Genomic DNA, 18,825 nt, shown 5'->3' on the forward strand with positions numbered 1-18,825 from the left:
GGCTTACCACTGCACAACATAGTTAGGGGGAGTCTTTGTCACTGTGGTGACATCACTGCAATCCTTGTCTTTACCTGTACCGCATGATCTTCGTGTGGTAGAGCTAATGCAGGCATACTCTGTAACGGTACAACCGGTAGGACGCCCCTTGCTGTTTTCGCCACTACACTGCTGGACCGCTCCCAATTCTCCTTGCGTGCATACAGCTTGCATTACGTTGCGATAATTGTTTGCCAACAACTCTACAAACTGACAACTGCCCGAGTTGGTCGCCCCGCTGATCGTAATCCGATTCCCGCCGTTGTAATTTGCCACGTTCGGGCAGGCATTCCACTGCTGGTCTTCCTTGGTGGAGAAGGTGCTGCTGCCGGTCACGCCTGGAGTAAAGCGGGCAAATGCCGCATGGCTGAAGCGATTGCGGTCACCATCGCGTCCGAAGCCTGCGATAAAGGTCAACTGACCATCCTCACAACGGGCCAAGGCGCCCACCGAGGTGCTATGCATCACCTGCCCGGTACTGCGGAAGTACAGATCGGTGTTCTGGGTCAGGGCCAACGCAGGCCATGCACCGACATAGCGGCTGTCCTTATCGACCAGAGCCTGGCCTTGCAGGGGGTCGGCAAACAGGGTGGCGCCTTGCTTGAGCTGGCTACCTTGGGCAAATTCCAGCACCTTGCTGATGTCGAAACCTTGGGCGGGGCTGCTGACTTCATCCGTGCGGATGTCAACCACAGACATGCGCAGCTCGCCTGCTACCGGCAAAAGCCGGTAGCGGTCGGTGCGTTCCATGAACTGATAAGTCACACTGCCGACACTGCGGTAGGTGGGCTTACCGCACCCTTGATAGTTCAAGCTGCGGCTGCTGATGTCATAACGCATGCGCGGGGTGTTGTTGAGGTCTACCGCCATCTGCCGGGGGCGCAGGTAGCTCAGTTGTAAGCCAAAGGCCCCTTGCTCACTCATCAAGGTGCGCAGGTCTTTGGCCAGCTCCGGGCAGCCTGCCTGACTACGATCACGCAGGCATTTTAGACCGGCATCCGGGTCACCACTGGCGGGTTGGTCTGCCGCTCCGCCGAGATCGATCTCTTGCCAGTTACCGCTGACCTGATAGTTCTGATCGGCCCGTGCCCAGCGCAAGATGCCGCCTTTGCTGTAGCCTTGCCCGGTGTTGTTACCGCTATCCAGCCGTTTGTTCTGGTATTCAGCCACCAGGAACACCCGGGTATCCCCGCTGGGCGGGGTTACCACTGGCGAATCGGGTACAGTGCGCTGCACTTGGCTACGCAGCGGACGGCCAATCAGCCAGGTATCAGGCTGATTGAGGTAGATGGTGGTGACGGTTTTACTGAAGCCATCACTGGTTTGCTCGTTGGTCTGCAGTAAGTTGCCATAGCAGGTGCTGACCGCATCACAGTCATAGCTGTTGCTGGTAGTCACACCTGGTAAGCTGGCACCATTCAAATCCCAGCGCAGAAGCGACTGGCTGGCTGGCGCTACAAACTGGCGACCATTACCGAGTGCAATCGTGGTGTAGCTGTACTGGGTTTCCGACAGTATGCCGGCATTGCCAGAACCTGCCTTGCTACTACGGCTCAGCAGCGGTGCGCCAATCAGTGGCCAGCTCTGGCCGAATTCCTGCCGTGCTGTAATACCGGTGCTGCTGTTGGTGGCTTCCACCCAGCGGAAACCGAAGTTCCCCCGCCCAGTACCCTGCTCGGCCTTCATGCCACCATAGCGGTAGTTGCTGGTGATGCCAGGCTGTTGCCGCGACTCGGTGACAACCGGGAATGAGGTGCAGATATTCTTTAGCGGATAACTGGCAGGTTCCTGCACGCAGGTACTACCGGTGTAGGGCGCATAGGTCAACCCAATACGGCTGCCCGTGTTGTCGAAAACAGTAACCCGCGGCTGCGGCCCTTCTGAGGTAAAGAAACTGAAAGTGGCATCTTGCACCCGCGCCCAATCATCCCGACCGTCGCCATTCCAGTCCCCAGTTAATAAGGGATAGGTGGTGCTGGATGTAAAGCCATTGGCCACACTCCAACGCCCTTCACCAAAATGGCGCACAAACCCTTGCCCATTAGACATGAAAAAGGTCATTTCAGCCTGTTGGACACGTGCCCAATCGGTCTTGCCGTCCCCGTTCCAGTCCCCCGTGATAATAGGATACGTCACCGAGGAATTAAAACCAGATTGTGTTCCCCAGCTATTAACATTGGTAAACGAAGAAAAGCCAACACCATTGCTTACCAAAAACTCCATACTTGAACTGCCTTGGCGTGCGACATCCGTTAAGCCATCGCCATTCCAGTCACCCGTAATAATGGGGTTCGTCACCGAGTTTGTATAACCTGCATTAACACTCCAAGTACTCATGCCCCCATAATATGAAAAGCCCTGGCCATTTGATACATAGAAGAGCATACCGTTAGCGTGTACTCGACCCCAATCTGTTTTTCCATCGCCATTCCAGTCACCCGTCACAAGTGGATAAGGAGTAACTGAGTAATAACCGTTGGCAGTCGCAAAGCCCTCATATACAACATAAACAGAGAATCCCGTACCATTGCTGACAAAGAATCGCATACTGGTTTGATCTTGCCTTGCCCAGTCTGTCCTTCCATCCCCATTCCAGTCGCCCGTGATGATGGGGTATTTATCGTAAGAGCTAAACCCTTGACTTACTCCATAGGGTTGAACATCGTAAGCATTAAAACCAGACCCGGTTGAAACATAAAATGAAAGGCCTGTTTGCGTCACCCGAGCCCAGTCTGTTTTGCCATCCCCGTTCCAGTCGCCCGTAATTAAGGGATAGACATCACTGGATGTCAGCCCGGCATTATTCCCCCAGGCGGTCATGGGTGCACAAAAGCTTTCAAAGCCATTGCCGGTGGCGCGGTAGAATGTCAGCCCGACAGGCTCACTTCTGGCAAAATCGGTGCGGCCATCGCCATCCCAGTCACCACTGATCAACGGGTAGGTCTCGGGATTGCTGGTAAAGTTCTTGGCCCCTTGAGCATTGCTCCACCCAAGAGGTGCCATAGGGCTGTAGGCTTTATCAGTAGAGCTGAGTGACATGGTAACTGCAGGCAGACAGTCACCATTAGGCAGGCAGCGCTGCACCTTTTTCAGGGCGCTGAAATACGGTGCTGTGGCAGGCATGTCGCTATTGTAGGTCAGCTTGTACACACCACTATTGCTGCTGATGCTGATCAAGCGTTTGTCTTGCGCAAATGACTTTCCGGCTTGCCATACCGTCGAAACATCTGCACGATTTTCATAAGCGAAGCTGACGCTCAAATCAGCGGCAGTATTTTGTGTGGCATTACCTCCATAGCTGATACGGTCTGGCAGTTGGCTGCCTTTCGTATCGTCTTTCAGGTAGCTGTAAGTAAGGTAGTTACCCTTGCGGTCCTCGGTTCTGCTGATGGACCAGACCAGACCAGCCGCAGTCAGCCCTTGCATCTCCAGGCGGCTATCCGGGCTTTTGCCATACTCATGACGCCGACCATCCTTGCCCCAGACCTCGAACCATGCTGGCCCACTCCCGAAGGAACCATGCGCCACCACCTTGCTGAAGCTTTCCAACTCAGTCCGGTATTCACTGCCGTCCGCCCCGTAGCTCCCCGCCACCAGCATCAAGCGATTGCCATCCAGGCAAAACCGGTCATTGGCATCAAAGTTCACACTGCCGCGCACATTGTCTTGCGCCATGGTTTTGGGGCAGCGTGTAATACTGGAAAGGCCTGCCAGCCCCCAGCCTGTTCCAACCGGGCCATTGCCAGCCTGACTGTTGTATACAAGCGCGAGGTCCGGCTTCATGCCTGCCACCCCCACTGGAACATCAATGGGCAGGGTGTAGCGGGCAGCCCCTGCATTGCCAACGCCAAACTGGCCCTGCAAGATGCCAGGAATGTCCGCCGCCATGGCTATGGTTGCAAACAGCAAAAGGGGTGCGGTCGACAGCGCTTTCATGGAAAAGTTCCAGCAAGGGCAAAGCGTCCGATTATATATTAAAACAACTACAGGTCCAGTTATGCACAGGTCAAGCTGTCATCACTTTATTGCGCCCACATGCAGCACACAAGGCACCCTGCGCCATTGCATGCCGACACAACAGCAAGCCATCAGGCCATTTTGCATATGTTGAATAACTGAGAGTCGGCCCTGCACCCGACAAAGTAGTGATTGCGAAAATTTTCAAGAATTGCGGAAAGAATGAAAAACAGCCTGCATCACTGCAGGCTATTTTCAGATACTGGTGGGCCCCCCGGGAGTCGAACCCGGCACCAACGGATTATGAGTCCGCTGCTCTAACCAGGCATGAGCTAGAGGCCCGCAGCCGGTGCGGGGCACCGGCTGGAAAGGGACGCCAGCTTACTGCGGGTTACCTTCGCCGTCAAGGAAGCTGCGCAGGCGTTCCGAGCGGGTCGGGTGGCGCAGTTTGCGCAGGGCTTTGGCTTCGATCTGGCGGATACGCTCGCGGGTAACATCAAACTGTTTGCCGACTTCTTCCAGCGTGTGGTCGGTGTTCATTTCGATGCCGAAGCGCATGCGGAGCACCTTGGCCTCACGCGGGGTGAGGGTGTCCAGCACTTCCTTGGTGGCGTCCTTCAGGCTGGCGTAGACCGCAGCCTCGACCGGCGCCATGGTGACGGCATCTTCAATGAAGTCGCCCAGGTGGGAGTCATCGTCGTCACCGATCGGGGTTTCCATGGAGATGGGCTCCTTGGAAATCTTCAGGATCTTGCGAATCTTCTCTTCCGGCATTTCCATGCGGGCGGCCAGCTCTTCCGGCGTCGGCTCCAGGCCGGTTTCCTGCAGGATTTGCCGCTGGATGCGGTTCATCTTGTTGATGGTTTCGATCATGTGCACCGGGATACGGATGGTGCGGGCCTGATCGGCAATCGAGCGGGTAATGGCCTGACGGATCCACCAGGTGGCGTAGGTAGAGAACTTGTAGCCACGGCGGTATTCGAACTTGTCCACCGCCTTCATCAGACCGATGTTGCCTTCCTGAATCAGATCCAGGAATTGCAGGCCACGGTTAGTGTACTTCTTGGCAATGGAGATCACCAGACGCAGGTTGGCCTCGATCATCTCGCGCTTGGCGCGGCGGGAGCGGGCTTCGCCGGTGGACATCTGGCGGTTGATCTCTTTCAGGTCCTTGATCGGGATCAGCACCCGCTTTTGAATGTCGGACAGCTTGCCCTGGCGTTCAAAAATAGCGTGCTTGAAGCGGGACAGCGCATCACTGTGCGGCTTGCCTGCGCCGATTTCATCGTGCACCCACTGCGGGTTGTTCTCATTGCCGGGGAACAGCTTGATGAAGTGCGGGCGCGGCATTTGCGCTTTCAGCACCACGATGTCCTGAATTTCGCGCTCCTGATTGCGAATCTCGTCCACCAGCTTGCGCAGGCTGTCGCACAGCGCGTCCACCTGCTTGGCGGAGAAGCGGATCAGGGTAAGCTTTTCCGAGATAGCTTGCTGAGCGGTGACGAAGTCCGCCGAGCCAAAACCACTCTTGCCCAGTGCTGCCACCATACGGGCGTACTGTTCACGAATCTCGACAAAGTGGACCATGGCGTCGGCCTTCAGCTTTTCCAGGTCCACGCCCGGTGTGCTGTCTTCGCCACCCTCTTCGTCTTCTTCGTCTTCGTTCACGTCCACCGCGTCCGCCGCTTCCTGCATGGCGAGCTCGGCCAGCTCCTCATTGAGGGCTTCGGCATTGGGGTCCACCAAGCCATCAATCAGCTCATCAATGCGCATCTCATCCTTCTCGATGCGCTCGACCATTTCCAGGATGGTGCCCACAGTGGTGGGGCTGGCGGAGATGGCCTGCACCATGTGCTTGAGGCCTTCTTCGATCCGCTTGGCGATCTCGATTTCGCCTTCACGGGTCAGCAACTCCACCGTGCCCATTTCGCGCATGTACATGCGCACTGGGTCGGTGGTGCGGCCAAATTCGGAGTCGACCGAGGAGAGCGCCGCTTCGGCTTCTTCCACCACATCGTCATCAGCCACGGCGGGGGTGGCATCCGACATCAGCATCTGCTCGGCATCTGGCGCTTCGTCCATCACCTGGATGCCCATGTCGTTGATCATGCTGATGATCTGTTCGATCTGCTCAGCATCGAGCATGTCTTCCGGCAGATGGTCGTTGATCTCGGCGTAGGTCAGGTAGCCCCGTTCCTTGCCCAGTACGATCAGGGTCTTGAGGCGCTGCCGGGACTGGTCATGGTCCTTCTTGCTGAACTCGGGCTTGTCCTGGCGAATTTCTTCGGTCATTGTGTGCGTATTCCCAATGGGGTGGACGGAAACGGGTCCGAAAACTGTTGATTTTACGACTTTTTCACTTCATTGGCTAGGCTTGCTGCCGTGCAGGCAGCATGAGCCGCAGGTACTCCTGCCGCTCTGCCTCATCCAGACTCCCCAGGCCATCGGCCTGGATACGGGCATCCAGCTCCGCCTTGCGCTCAGCACGCCAGCGGCTTTCCACCGCCAGCCAGATGCTGCGGCTAGCAGCCAGAAACTCCTGCTCACCCGCCTCACTGTACACATCCAGCGATGTGACCCAGTCACGCTGCAGCCAGCGGCTCCACTGCGCCTGCCATTGCGGGGGAGCCAGGCTTAACAGCGCGTTGCTGTCCAGCTCTTCCAGCTTAGGGGAGGCCGCCAGAAGGTCAAGCAAGGCCCGCCCGGCGGCTGGCCAGTCACAACGCTCAATGTGCACCGACTCTGGCAATGTCCGCCACAAGCCGGGGCGGCGCAGCAGATACATCAGCACTCGCTCTTCGTTGCTGGCGGGTGCGGTACGCGCGGGCTGTGGCGGCAATGCGTCCTGCTTTTGCCACGGTTTGCGTCCCTTCTGCCCACCCTGCTGCTGTGGTGACTCACGGCGAAACATGCCGGTGAACGTCTTCAACTCATCCCACAATGCACTCTTTAAGGTGGGGGCGGCCATCTGATTCAACAAGGGCTTGGCCTCATGCCAGAAGCGTGCTTTCGCCTCAGCATCGCCACGCGCCAGCTCGGTCCGCGCCGCCAGTTCACGCTGCAGGAAACGGGAGAGCGGCTCAGCCTCGGCCTCCAGCTTCTGCTCAAAACCTGCCTTGCCAATCTGGCGCACCAGGCTATCCGGGTCTTCGCCCTCGGGCAAAAACAGGAACTCCAGCCGTACTGCATCATTCAACTGCGGCAGTGCATTCTCCAGCGCCCGCCAGGCTGCCTTGCGTCCCGCGTTGTCGCCGTCAAAACAGAACACCAGCCGCTCGCTGTGGCGAAACAATTTATGCAGGTGGTCCGCCGTGGTCGAGGTGCCCAAGGTGGCCACCGCGTACTCCACGCCATACTGCGCCAGCGCCACCACGTCCATATAGCCTTCCACCACCAGCACCTTGCCTGCTTGCTTGATGGCCTGCCGGGCTTGATACAGGCCGTACAGCTCATGGCCTTTCTGGAACAGCGGCGTCTCCGGCGAGTTCAGATACTTGGGTTCACCCTTGCCCATCACGCGGCCACCAAAGCCGATGATCTGACCCTTGGCATTGTGAATGGGGAACATCACGCGATCACGAAACCGGTCGTAGCGGCGACCCTGTTCGTTATCAATCACCAGCCCACTCTCCGCCAGTGCACTGCGGGTCGGGTAGTCGGCAAACACTTTGGCCAGGCCTTGCCAGTCATCCGGCGCATAGCCCAGGCCGAAGCGGGCGGCCACTTCCCCGGTCAGACCACGCCCCTTCAGGTAGGCAATGGCTTCCGGGCTCTGCTTGAGCTGTTGCCGAAAATGCTGGCTGGCCTGCTGCAGCACGTCAATCAAGGGCGACACTGTCGCCTTGAACTGCTGTGCCTGCTCCTCGCGCACATCCGGCACGGTCATGCCGTAGTCGGCTGCCAGTTGTTTCACCGCATCAATGAAGCCCAGTCCTTGATACTCCATGACGAAGCGCAGCGCATCACCATGCGCGCCACAGCCAAAGCAGTGATAGAACTGCTTGCTGGGGCTGACCGTAAAGGAGGGAGACTTTTCCTGATGGAAGGGGCAGCAGGCCGAGTAGTTGATGCCGGTCTTCTTCAACGGCACGTAGCGGTCAACCACGCTGACAATGTCAGCCCGGGCCAGCAGGTCGTCAATGAAAGACTGCGGAATCACTCGCTTCCTCCATGCCGTGGTTACCTGAACCGGTCAGGCGGCCGTTGAAAAAGCAAACAGCCCGCGTCCCTTTACAGGGGTGCGGGCTGGTACAGCAGCTGCTGCGTATCAGCGTGGTGCGAGTGCCGCCTTCAAGCTTGCAGAAACCTGCGCCATGTCGGCACGACCGGCCAAGCGGGACTTCAGCAGTGGCATCACCTTGCCCATGTCCTGCGGGCCAGTGGCGCTAGCCTCTGCAATGGCAGCCAACACCGCCTCTTGCAGTTCCTCGGCACTCAGGGCCTGTGGCATATAGGCAGTGAGGATCTCTACCTCTGCGCGCTCGGCATCTGCCAGATCGGTGCGCCCAGCGGCGTCAAACTGGCTGATGCTGTCACGGCGCTGCTTCAGCATGCGGCTGATGACAGTGACGACATCGTCGTCGCCCAGCTCAACCCGCTGGTCCACTTCTTTCTGCTTGATTTCGGATGACAGCAAGCGCAAGGTATCCAGACGGACTTTATCCTTGTTGCGCATGGCCTGCTTGATGTCATCCAGCACGCGTACCTTGAGGGACACGAGACAGCTCCTGCGGAAAAGCTCAGTACATCTTCGGCGGCAGGGTCTGGCTGCGCAGGCGCTTGTAATGGCGCTTGACGGCAGCAGCCAGCTTGCGCTTACGCTCAGCAGTCGGCTTTTCGTAGAACTCACGTGCACGCAGCTCGGTCAGCAGACCGGTCTTTTCAACGGTGCGCTTGAAACGACGCATGGCTACTTCAAACGGCTCGTTTTCTTTGACGCGTACGTTAGGCATGGATAATCAACCTCGGATTCAAAAACAGGTTAGGGGTTAAGACGCGGGAGTATAGCAGACACACCAGTGAAACGAAAGCCTCTTATGCAGAAAAGTCAAGCCCGCCCCATATGAGGCGAGCTTGATCCGCAGGCTTTACAGGTAGTTGAACAGGGACAGGCCCTGGGTCTTCTGGTAGGTGGTACGCGCCACTTCCAGCAACTGGTTCGACTGCAGATAATCGCTGATGGTTTTGGCGTAGTCAATATCCACCAGCTTGCTATGCTCGGTCTGATACTGCAATGCGAGGTCCTGCCCGGTGGACACCGTGGCATCAATCTCGTTCTCGCGGGTCCCCACCCCGCCAAACACAATCCCCAGATTGTCCTGAGTGGTCTTGAGGTTGTTCAGCGCGGTATCCAGATTAGTCTGGTAGCCCGGGGAGTTGACGCCGTTATACAGCGCATCATGCAAGGTCTTGATGGTGGCGAACAGGTTGCCAAAGACCGTGTTGCCCGCCTCGCTGACCTGCACTTCACGGGTTTCGCTGATCTGGATGCGCCGCACGCCATCATCACCGGCATAGGCCACGGTCCCTACCGGGGTGGTTGAGGCGGTTTCGTTGAACGGTTGCACGTTTCCTTGATAACCGGAAAACATGTAGAGGCCATCCGCATCGCGGGTATTGGCGATATTGAGCATCTCCCGAAAGCGGGCTTCCACTTCCGCCGCCAGTGCCTTGCGGTTGGCATCGGACAAGCCACCATTGCCCGCCTTGACTGCCAGCTCGCGCAGGTTCTGGATGCCGTGCATCACGCCATTGAGCTGAGTCTCCATCAAGGCCAGAATGCTGTTGGCGCGCCCGCCGTTTTCGTTGAACTGCTGGGTACGCCCCAGCGCCTGCGAGACATCCAGCGAACGTGCCGCCGCTACCGGGTCGTCCGAGGGTACCAGCACCCGTCGCCCCGTTCCCAGCTGTTGCTGTGCCTGCATCAGATCCAGCTGGCGTTGCTGAATATTGCTGACACTCAGCTCCCGCATGGTCAAACTGCTCATACGCATGATCTGTTCTCCTGCTTGCTACTGACCGCTTAACGCATCACGCTGAAGATTTCTTCCAGCGTCTGCTTGGCAGTCAAAATCAATTTGCTTGCGGCCTGGTAGGCTTGCTGATATTGAATCAAGCGGGCCGCTTCTTCATCCAGGTTCACCCCCGAGAAGGATTGCTGAACCTGCGTTACATTCTTCAGCAGCGTATCCTGCGCCTCCCCGGTCACCTTCAGCTCGCGCGACTTGTTGCCCATCAGGCTGACCAGCTGACCGTATGCCCCTTGCAAGGTCGTGGTGCCGCCATTGAGCAGATTGGTGGTGGCAATCTTGCCCAGCAGCACAGCATTGCGGCCATCCGACACCCCGCCAGTGTTGCGATCCAGATTGAAGGTGTCGCCATTTGCGGGTGTCCCGGTCACCGACATGGTGATGACATTGCCGGCTGCCGTCGTCACCGTCAGGGTATTGCCGCTGAGCGCAACCGTGTCGGTACCAACGGATGAGGTATACGCCCCGGCATTGAAGGTGAGCGTGCGCATGGTGCCGCTGGCCGGAATGCCCGCGGTACTGCTGTTACTTTGTACTTCGAGTTTGGCGGTACCCGTATTGGCCAGATTGGCGACCGTACGCAAGGGTAAGGCAGCCGCGACCTTGACCGGATCAGTCACCAGTGATTTGAGTGTACTGGAGCCTGCCACCGTAGGCTGTAGGTAAAAGACATCCCCTGTGTTGGCCGGGACACTAAAGCTCAGGTTCACCCCGTCAACGGTCGCGGGAGAACCTGTAAACACGGTGTTGTCCGACAAGCGTGTGACCGAGTAGGCCCCCACGCCGGTGAAGGTAACCCGGTAGTCACTGGCCACCAGCTGACTGTAGTTGCTGACGGTAGCAGACATCACCGATGCTGAACTGTTGTTGGTGCTGGCAAAAGCCACCGGGGATGCCACTGTAAAGTAGGCGCCACCAAAGTTGCCTTGCAGATCCTGCCCCAGCTGATGCTGCTGGTTGATGGCATTGGCCATCACCATGGCCTCGCGCCCCAGTTCACTGCGCGCAATCGACAGGCTTTCATCACGATAGGCAAACAGCGCGCCAATACGCCCGCCACTCAGGCTGGCTGGCGGAATCAGAACGTCCACAAAGCCATTGGTCGCAAAGATATCCAGCTTCTGCGGGTTTTCTGCCGAGCGCTGGGTTTTGAGCGCACTGGCATTCGGCCCAACCACCAGACTCTGCCCGGTGCCGACAAAGACGTTGTAATTACCTTCTGAATCGACTGACACCTGGGTACGGGCGATCTTGTTGAGGTCCGCAATCAGTTTTTCACGCTGGTCACGCAGGTCATTGGCTTGCAGCTTGCCCGCATTGCTCTCGGCGCTGATCACACGCTTGTTAAGTTCGGCAATCTGCTTGGCCAAGGCATTGACCTCGCTGATGGAATCCTCAATCTGCCGATTGGCGCCGATGTACAAATCTTCCAGCCGCTTGTCCATGGTCTGGAAACGGGCCACCATGCTCTGAGTGGCGGACAGCAACAACTGACGTGCCGGCACGCTGGCCGGATTGGCCGCCACTTCCTGCATGGTGCGGAAAAATTCTTGCTGCGCCGGGGCAAGGCCCGACTTGGCGTCCCCCAGCAGGTTATCCACCTGCTCCATTCCATTGCGATAGGTGGTCAGGTAGCTGGCAACGCCTTCGACCTCCATCACCTGACCATCCAGAAACTGGCTGTAGGAACGGCGGATATTCTCGACATAGGTCCCATTGCCGACAAAGCCCGCCCCGGTCAGGGTCGGGGTCTGCACCGACTGGAAGATCTCCTGCCGGTGGTAGCCCGCGCTGGAGGCATTGGCGATGTTATGGCCGGTCGTGCTCAACCCGAGCTGGGCTGCGTTCAATGCCGACAAACCGATTCCGAATAGTTGCATGATGGTACTCCCACTGACTTTATATCGTCAGTCAAACACAAATCTTGAGCCGGTCAGCCGGCCAACTGGATCGCCCTCAGCCCAGGATGTGAAGCCACCCGTGCCAGCTTGCCCGCATAGTGCGGATCGGTTGCATAACCACCGCGCTGCAAAGCCTGCGCAAAACCGACTGCATCATTGCCCCGGTTCAACACCCCTTGATAACGCTCACTGCTGGCCAGCATTCTGGCGTAATCCTTGAAAGCATCCGCATAAGAGTCATAGGCCCGGAAGCGCTCTACTCGCTTGACAGCCTGTCCACCCACATATTCAGTGGTGGTGGTTTCCGCCACCTTGCCCTGCCACTCTGGCCCCGCCTTGATACCAAACAGGTTAAAACTGTTACGACCTGCCGCATCCTTGATCTCGCGGCGGCCCCAGCCACTCTCCAGTGCTGCATGAGCAGCGACCAGCATGGGAGACACGCCCAGTTGACTGGCTGCCGATGTCAGGCCGTCACCCACCTGTTGCAGGAATCGGGCCACCCTGTCCTCTGCCTGAGCCGGACTGGCTGCGCGAATGGATGCCACAGTGCTCGTCTGCGTAGCGGGAGCAGCTTTGCTGCCCTGCTCCGCCGCATACTGGGCAGTGGGCAAACGACCGTGCCCGGCATACTGCGGCGCAAAGCGTTGCACTGCCCGCTCGGCAGGCATTGCCGCCGACAGCGTATCCGTCGGCAACATCTGCCGCAGCAACGCGTCCGCCAGGCCAAAACCCTTGCCCTTGGACATCTCCAGCGCCATCTGCTCATCCTGCATGCCTTGAAACAGCCTGCTGTCGCTACTGCTCCACAAATCGCTCTCCTGCACCGAGGCACGCATGCTTTTCAGCATCTGCTGCAGCATCAGCGCCTCAAACTGCTGGGCAGCGCCGCGCAAGGCCTCTTGTGAGCCTTGCCGTGCGTCACGGCGCAGGCCCGACAAGGCTTGCACATCGCTGGCCAGTGCCTGCGTCGGGTTGCGATGCGTGGATGAGAGGGTCAGTGTCATGATGCAGTCTGCCAAAGTAAGCACACCACATCATGCAGGAAGCGTGCCTGCCGGGTGCAGGCCACTCAGTGATGGCAGGTCAAGCCTGGGTCGGATGGCGCCGGTTATGCCGCAAGGAGGCCAGCAAGGAGAGGACGATGAAGCCAGCGCCAATCAGGCCAGTGACCACTTCCGAGATATGCTGGACTGTCCCCAGATACATGATGACGGCCAGCGCACCAATGGCATAGAACGCCCCGTGCTCCAGATAGCGGAACTGGTCCAGCGTTCCTTTCTCGACAAACAGGATGGTTAGTGAGCGGACGAACATCGCCCCCACGCCCAGACCAATGGCGATGATGAAGATGTTGTTGGACAGGGCAAATGCGCCAATCACGCCATCAAAGCTGAAGCTGGCATCCAGCACTTCCAGATACAGGAAGGATGACAAGCCGGTACGGGCCAGCGCCACCGTATCCGCCACACCGTCATTCTCGCCCTCCAGCAGGGCACTGAAACCGTCCACCACAATGTAAGTGATCAAGCCAGCGAGGCTGGACAGCACAAAGGGCAAGCGCTCAGCCTGCGGCAGCCAGCTATTCATCAGATAGATGGCCAGCAGGCACAGGGCGATCTCAAACGCCTGCATGCGCCCGACCTTGGACAAGGGTGCTTCCAGCAGGCGTATCCAGTGAATGTCTTTCTCTTTGTCCAGAAAGAACTTGAGAAACACCATCAGCAGGAAAGTGCCACCGAAGCCTGCGACCACCACATGGGCGGACGTTAAGGTAGCGGCATACACAGCGGGTTGCTGCACCGCCATCTGCAAAGCGCCCCACGGGCTGATGCCTGCCACCACCGCGACAATCAACACCGGGAAGATCACCCGCATGCCGAACACGGCAATCAGCATGCCCCAAGTCATGAAACGCCGGCGCCAGACCGCATCCATGTCTTTCAGCACCGTGGCATTGACCACGGCATTGTCAAACGACAGCGATATCTCCAGCACGGAGAGAATCAGCACCACAAACATGGCGCGCGCGCCACCCAGCCCGAAGGACTCCCCCAGCCACCAGGCTGCCGCCAGCCCCAGCAACAAAAGGGACAAGGAACCTTTGAAGTAACGCAACAGGGTCTGCACGCCGTTTGGCCTTTCTGATCATGCAAAACGGCGCATTTTGCGCCGTTTTGAGTTAAATATCTTGAATTGCGGCGATGCTACCGCGCACCTAACCGGACAGCAAGCGTCATCAGATGATTTCCAGCTCCGCCCGCAACGCACCTGCGGCTTTCATCGCTTGCAGGATGGAGAGCAAATCCTGCGGCGTGGCCCCCACCGCATTCAAGGCCTTCACCACGTCAGACAGGCGCGTAGAGCGCGGCAGGTTGACCAGCTGACCTTTGTCGGCATTGATCGACACCGTCGAATTGGCGTTCGGCGTGGTCTGGCCGTTGGACAGCGCTCCCGGCTGGCTGACGCTGTTATCGGTACCGATCACCACACTGAGATTGCCATGCGCTACGGCACAGTTCTCTACAGTCACCATCTGGTTCATCACGATCGAGCCGGTGCGCGCATTCACAATCACTCGCGGCGCCGCTGCCGCCGGTGCCACCGAGAGGTTTTCGATCTGCGAGAGAAAAGCCACCCGGCGGCTGGAATCACTCGGTGCGCGCACCTGGATTTGCCGACCATCCACCGCCCGCGCAGTACCCGCACCGATATTGCGGTTAATGGCATCCACCACCCGATCTGCTGTGGTGAAATCGGTACTGGTCAATTCGAGATTGATGTACTCACCTTGCCCCAGTGGGGTCGGCACCTGCCGCTCCACCGTCGCACCGGACGGGATCCGTCCGGCATTCAGCTGGTTGACCTGGGCGCTGCTGCCATTGGCCGAAGCCCCCGCACCACCCAGCAGGATATTGCCCTGTGCCATGGCATAGACCTGCCCGTCCGCCCCTTTGAGCGGGCTCAGCAGCAGGGTACCGCCACGCAGACTTTTGGAGCTACCCATCGCCGAAACGGTGACATCAATCAATTGGCCTGGCTTGGCAAAGGCAGGCAGGGTAGCGGTCAAACTCACCGGTGCGGCATTTTTTGCCGACAGATTGGTGCCGGGCGGCAATTGCACACCCAACTGACTCAGCATGGCGACCAGACTTTGTGAGGTCAGCGTCGAACTGTCGCCGGAGCCATCCAGCCCCACCACCACACCGTAACCCACCAGCTGGTTAGGCCGCACGCCGGCCACCGTCGCCAGATCCTTGATACGGTCTGCCTGGGCTGCGCTCATCAGCAGCACGCCCAGCAATAGCCACCAGCGTTTCATGCTCATGTGCTGCTACTCCTTCAGAACGGCAGGAAGGACAGGAAGAAGCGTGACAACCAGCCCATCGCCTGCGCCGAATCGACCAGCCCATCACCACGCTGCTCGATCCGAGCATCCGCCATCTTGGTCGAGGATATGGTGTTGCCTACCTTGATGTCACGCGGGTCAATCACCCCGGAGAGGCGGACAAACGTGGTGTCGTAATTGCTGGCGATCTGCTTCTCGCCTGCCACCACCAGATTGCCGTTGTTCAGCACGTCCACCACCGTCACCGTGATGCTGCCGCTGAAGGTGTTGTTATTGCTGCTGTCACCCTTGCCGGCAAAATCACTGGTGGTATTGCCCGTCGCGCTCACTGAAGACACATCCTTCAGAATGTCACCCGCCTTGCGCAGCACCCCACCCACCACCGGTACTTTGGAGAAAGTCGGCAAGGTCAGGCTGGGTGCCGTTGCCGTCAGCTTGTCTGAGGTGGTGATCTTGGTTTCTGCCTTGTTGGTCGTGGCCAGCTTTTCTTCAATCTGAATGGTCAGGGTATCGCCAATGTGGCGGGCAATCCGGTCTTCAAACAGATTCAGTCGCGCATTGCTGGCCTGATAGATGGCACCATTATTGGCGGGTACCACTTCCTGCTTGGGCGGACGCACGGTCAACGGCCCTTCAACAATAGATTTCGGCGTATTGCTGCACGCAGTGAGCAACAACAACAGGCTAGCGGCGCACACGGATTTCATCATCACCCTCTCCATTACAGCTGGGTCAAGCGTTGCAGCATCTGATCCGATGCCGTCACCGCCTTGGAGTTCAATTCAAAGGCACGCTGGGCCTGAATCATGCTGACCAGTTCTTCGGCCACGTTGACGTTTGAGACTTCCACATATTTCTGCGTCAGCACCCCCAGCCCGTTGGTGCCCGGCGTGTTCACCACTGGTGCGCCGCTGGAAGCGGTTTCCAGATACAAGTTCTCCCCCATGCTCTGCAAGCCTGCGGGATTGATGAAATTGGCGGTCTGAATGGTGCCGATCTGAGTCGGGGTGGTGGAGGCTGGCAGCAGTACGCTGACAACACCATCCTTGCCGATCGTCAGGTCCAGCGCATTGTCCGGAATGGTGATGCTGGGTTGCAAAGGGTAACCACTGCTGGTCACCACTTCTCCGGTACTGCTCTTCTGGAACGCCCCATCGCGGGTGTAGGCAGTCGTGCCATCCGGCAGCAGGATCTGAAAGAAACCACTGCCATTGATGGCAATATCCAGTCCGTTCTCAGTGCGTTGCAGGCTGCCTTGAGTGAAGATGCGCTCGGTAGCAATCGCCCGTGCGCCGGTGCCGACCTGTAGCCCGCTGGGAATCTGGTTTTGCTGAGTGGAGCTGGCACCCGGCTGCCGCAGGGTCTGGTACAGCAGGTCCTCAAACAGCGGTCGCTGCCGCTTGTAACCATTGGTACTGACGTTGGCCAGGTTGTTGGAGATGGTGTCAATATTGGTCTGCTGGGTATCCAGACCGGTTTTGGCTATCCACAGGGAGCGAATCATCTAGGTCTTCCTCAGCCGTTCAGCGACAGGACTTGTGCCGTTTGCCGCGCATTCTGGTCAGCGGTTTGCATCATCTTGACTTGCAGGTCGAACTGTCGAGACTGGGTAATCAGTTCCACCATGGCTTGCGCCGCATTCACATTGCTGGATTCCAGCGCATTGCCGGCCACCAGCACAGTAGGGTCGGCCTCAGCAGGCTGACCCGACTTGAGCCGAAACAGACCATCATCGCTGCGGACCAGCTCCTTTTCGTCCGGGTTCACCAGTTTGAGCCGTCCCAGAATGGTGACCCGGGTCACACCGTTGCCATCAGGGACAGTCGACACCGTACCATCGCGGCCGATGGTGACGCGGGTATTGGCGGGAATCTGAATCGGCCCGCCATCGCCCAAAACCGGCATGCCATTGGGGGCTTTCAGCGTCCCTTCCGCATCGACCTCGAAAGCGCCGTTACGCATATAGCCTTCGCTGCCGTCACTGGCTTGCACCGCAAACCAGCCCTTGCCCTGGATGGCGATGTCCAGGTCGCGCCCGGTGGCTTGCAGGGAACCTGGCGCAAAGTCACTGCCCACGGTGGCATCGACGGCGTAGGTGCGGGTGGGTGCGCCGGGGCCGTACACCCACAGCGCCCGAAACGCATGGGTTTCGGCCTTGTAACCCTGGGTATTGACGTTGGCCAGATTGTGGGTGGTGGCCGACTGCTTCAGCAGCGCATGCTGCGCACCGGTCATCGAGACATACAGCAGTCGGTCCATACCCTCTCAGCCTTTCAATGCTTAGCGCAGGTTAACCAGCGTCTGCAGCACCTGATCCTGCGTCTTGATGGTCTGCGCATTGGCCTGATACACCCGCTGAGCGGTAATCATGTTCACCAGCTCTTCGGTCAGATCCACCTTGGACTCTTCCACCGCTGACGATTGCAGCACGCCGAGGCTGGAGCTGCCGGGCGCCCCCACCAGTGGCCCGCCCGAGGTCGGGGTTTCGGTCCACTCGTTACCACCACGCGGCTGCAGGCCTTGCGGGTTGGAGAAGTTGGCCAGCACGATCTGCGCCATATTGCGCGACTGGCCGTTGGTGTAGCGCCCCAGTACCGTGCCGTCCGGCGAGATCGAAATGCCATTCAGGCGACCGGATGAGTACCCATCCTGCGTTTGCTTGTTGACGCTGAACACACTGCCAAACTGGGTGAAGGTGCTCACCTGCATGGTCATATTCTGCGTCGCAGCACCCCAGCTGGTGGTCAAGGCACCCGGAATATTGATCGGGATCGGTGTACTGATGGGTTGCGTACCGGCACCTGCATCCCAGCCAGTAATCGTGCCGTTGGTACCATAGGTCAGGCGTGCAGCTTGTGCGGGCGAGCCAAAAGTCCCTACCGGAACAGCCGTACCATCCACCGTCACATACATATTCCAGTTGTTGGCAGAAGCTTTCTGGAAATACACCGCCTGGGTGTGCGGATTACCCAGACTGTCATAAATGGTTTGCGAAGTACTGCGATTGAAGGTGGTGCCATCGGCCGAATTGAACGGCACACTGATCACCGCCTCGCGGGAGTCCAGGTTAATCCCCCACGTTTGCGCTGCAGTCTGCTTGGGCAGCAAATCGGTGGTATTGATCTGGATGTCGACCGGCGCCGAGCTGATGATGTTGCCATTGGCATCTGCCGGGTAGCCGGTCAGGCGACGACCCTGGTCATTCACCACGTAGCCGGTTTTATCGACCTGGAACTGGCCGTTGCGGCTGTAGGAAATTGCACCGTTGTTGGAGAGGCGGAAGAAGCCCTGCCCGTTGATGGCCACATCCAGCGGGTTGTTGGTCACGCTGATATTGCCCTGCAGGAACTGCTGCATCACTGAGCCCACGGCCGAGCCAATACCAATATTGCTGGTACCACTGCCCGAGAGGCTGGCGGCAAACACGTCCGCCATCTGGGTGCGGAAGGGCTTGAAGCCTACCACACTGGCGTTGGCCACATTGTTACCGATCACATCCAGGCTCTTGCTGGAAGTATTCAGTCCGGAAAGACCTTGTTGGAATCCCATG

Annotated in this window: 14 protein-coding genes and 1 tRNA gene; all 15 read right to left on the reverse strand. The window is 58.4% G+C overall.

From position 1 onward, the window contains the following. Positions 1-3: 3 nt before the first annotated feature. A complete protein-coding gene (locus tag HF682_RS11560) occupies positions 4-3,975 on the reverse strand; it encodes a SpvB/TcaC N-terminal domain-containing protein (RefSeq protein ID WP_168877439.1) in 3,972 nt (1,323 codons plus the stop codon). Positions 3,976-4,259: 284 nt separating this feature from the next. Continuing rightward, positions 4,260-4,338: transfer RNA gene (locus tag HF682_RS11565), tRNA-Ile, on the reverse strand. Positions 4,339-4,377: 39 nt separating this feature from the next. Then, positions 4,378-6,288, reverse strand: a complete 1,911-nt coding sequence (gene rpoD / locus HF682_RS11570) for an RNA polymerase sigma factor RpoD (RefSeq protein ID WP_168877440.1) — start codon at positions 6,286-6,288, stop codon at positions 4,378-4,380. Positions 6,289-6,364: 76 nt separating this feature from the next. After that, on the reverse strand, positions 6,365-8,155 hold the full coding sequence (gene dnaG / locus HF682_RS11575; protein WP_168877441.1) for a DNA primase: 1,791 nt from the start codon (positions 8,153-8,155) through the stop codon (positions 6,365-6,367). Positions 8,156-8,263: 108 nt separating this feature from the next. Beyond that, positions 8,264-8,713 carry a GatB/YqeY domain-containing protein gene (locus HF682_RS11580; protein ID WP_168877442.1) on the reverse strand — a complete coding sequence of 150 codons (450 nt, stop codon included), beginning with the start codon at positions 8,711-8,713 and terminating at the stop codon, positions 8,264-8,266. A 22-nt stretch (positions 8,714-8,735) separates the two neighbouring features. Continuing rightward, positions 8,736-8,948, reverse strand: a complete 213-nt coding sequence (rpsU, locus tag HF682_RS11585) for a 30S ribosomal protein S21 (protein ID WP_168877443.1) — start codon at positions 8,946-8,948, stop codon at positions 8,736-8,738. Positions 8,949-9,083: 135 nt separating this feature from the next. After that, positions 9,084-9,989 (reverse strand): flagellar hook-associated protein FlgL, encoded by a 906-nt coding sequence (flgL, locus tag HF682_RS11590; RefSeq protein WP_168877444.1) that lies wholly within the window; start codon positions 9,987-9,989, stop codon positions 9,084-9,086. A gap of 29 nt (positions 9,990-10,018) precedes the next feature. After that, positions 10,019-11,905, reverse strand: coding sequence for a flagellar hook-associated protein FlgK (gene flgK / locus HF682_RS11595; protein ID WP_168877445.1), 1,887 nt, complete (start codon positions 11,903-11,905; stop codon positions 10,019-10,021). A 53-nt stretch (positions 11,906-11,958) separates the two neighbouring features. Continuing rightward, positions 11,959-12,933 carry a flagellar assembly peptidoglycan hydrolase FlgJ gene (gene flgJ, locus HF682_RS11600; RefSeq protein ID WP_168877446.1) on the reverse strand — a complete coding sequence of 325 codons (975 nt, stop codon included), beginning with the start codon at positions 12,931-12,933 and terminating at the stop codon, positions 11,959-11,961. A 79-nt stretch (positions 12,934-13,012) separates the two neighbouring features. Then, positions 13,013-14,056 carry a DUF475 domain-containing protein gene (locus HF682_RS11605; RefSeq protein WP_168877447.1) on the reverse strand — a complete coding sequence of 348 codons (1,044 nt, stop codon included), beginning with the start codon at positions 14,054-14,056 and terminating at the stop codon, positions 13,013-13,015. 109 nt (positions 14,057-14,165) lie between these two features. After that, positions 14,166-15,254, reverse strand: a complete 1,089-nt coding sequence (locus HF682_RS11610) for a flagellar basal body P-ring protein FlgI (RefSeq protein ID WP_308418729.1) — start codon at positions 15,252-15,254, stop codon at positions 14,166-14,168. A 14-nt stretch (positions 15,255-15,268) separates the two neighbouring features. Further along, the gene (locus tag HF682_RS11615; protein ID WP_240947235.1) at positions 15,269-15,985 is read right to left on the reverse strand and encodes a flagellar basal body L-ring protein FlgH; all 717 of its coding nucleotides are present in this window, start codon (positions 15,983-15,985) and stop codon (positions 15,269-15,271) included. Between the two features lie 11 nt (positions 15,986-15,996). Further along, entirely contained in the window at positions 15,997-16,779 is a 783-nt protein-coding gene (gene flgG, locus HF682_RS11620) for a flagellar basal-body rod protein FlgG (RefSeq protein ID WP_168877448.1), read from the reverse strand. An 11-nt stretch (positions 16,780-16,790) separates the two neighbouring features. After that, the gene (flgF, locus tag HF682_RS11625; protein WP_168877449.1) at positions 16,791-17,534 is read right to left on the reverse strand and encodes a flagellar basal-body rod protein FlgF; all 744 of its coding nucleotides are present in this window, start codon (positions 17,532-17,534) and stop codon (positions 16,791-16,793) included. A gap of 21 nt (positions 17,535-17,555) precedes the next feature. Then, on the reverse strand, positions 17,556-18,824 hold the full coding sequence (flgE, locus tag HF682_RS11630) for a flagellar hook protein FlgE (RefSeq protein WP_168877450.1): 1,269 nt from the start codon (positions 18,822-18,824) through the stop codon (positions 17,556-17,558). Position 18,825 lies beyond the last annotated feature (1 nt).

The sequence above is a fragment of the Leeia aquatica genome (assembly GCF_012641365.1).
Taxonomy (GTDB): Bacteria; Pseudomonadota; Gammaproteobacteria; order Burkholderiales; family Leeiaceae; genus Leeia; species Leeia aquatica.

Bases quoted from the DNA above. Each gene is read 5' to 3' on its own strand.
- rpoD (WP_168877440.1), bottom strand. From the start codon at position 6,288: ATGACCGAAGAAATTCGCCAGGACAAGCCCGAGTTCAGCAAGAAGGAC.
- flgG (WP_168877448.1), bottom strand. From the start codon at position 16,779: ATGATTCGCTCCCTGTGGATAGCCAAAACCGGTCTGGATACCCAGCAG.
- flgK (WP_168877445.1), bottom strand. From the start codon at position 11,905: ATGCAACTATTCGGAATCGGTTTGTCGGCATTGAACGCAGCCCAGCTC.
- flgL (WP_168877444.1), bottom strand. From the start codon at position 9,989: ATGCGTATGAGCAGTTTGACCATGCGGGAGCTGAGTGTCAGCAATATT.
- HF682_RS11610 (WP_308418729.1), bottom strand. From the start codon at position 15,254: ATGAGCATGAAACGCTGGTGGCTATTGCTGGGCGTGCTGCTGATGAGC.
- flgJ (WP_168877446.1), bottom strand. From the start codon at position 12,933: ATGACACTGACCCTCTCATCCACGCATCGCAACCCGACGCAGGCACTG.
- HF682_RS11615 (WP_240947235.1), bottom strand. From the start codon at position 15,985: ATGATGAAATCCGTGTGCGCCGCTAGCCTGTTGTTGTTGCTCACTGCG.
- rpsU (WP_168877443.1), bottom strand. From the start codon at position 8,948: ATGCCTAACGTACGCGTCAAAGAAAACGAGCCGTTTGAAGTAGCCATG.
- HF682_RS11560 (WP_168877439.1), bottom strand. From the start codon at position 3,975: ATGAAAGCGCTGTCGACCGCACCCCTTTTGCTGTTTGCAACCATAGCC.
- flgE (WP_168877450.1), bottom strand. From the start codon at position 18,824: ATGGGATTCCAACAAGGTCTTTCCGGACTGAATACTTCCAGCAAGAGC.
- flgF (WP_168877449.1), bottom strand. From the start codon at position 17,534: ATGGACCGACTGCTGTATGTCTCGATGACCGGTGCGCAGCATGCGCTG.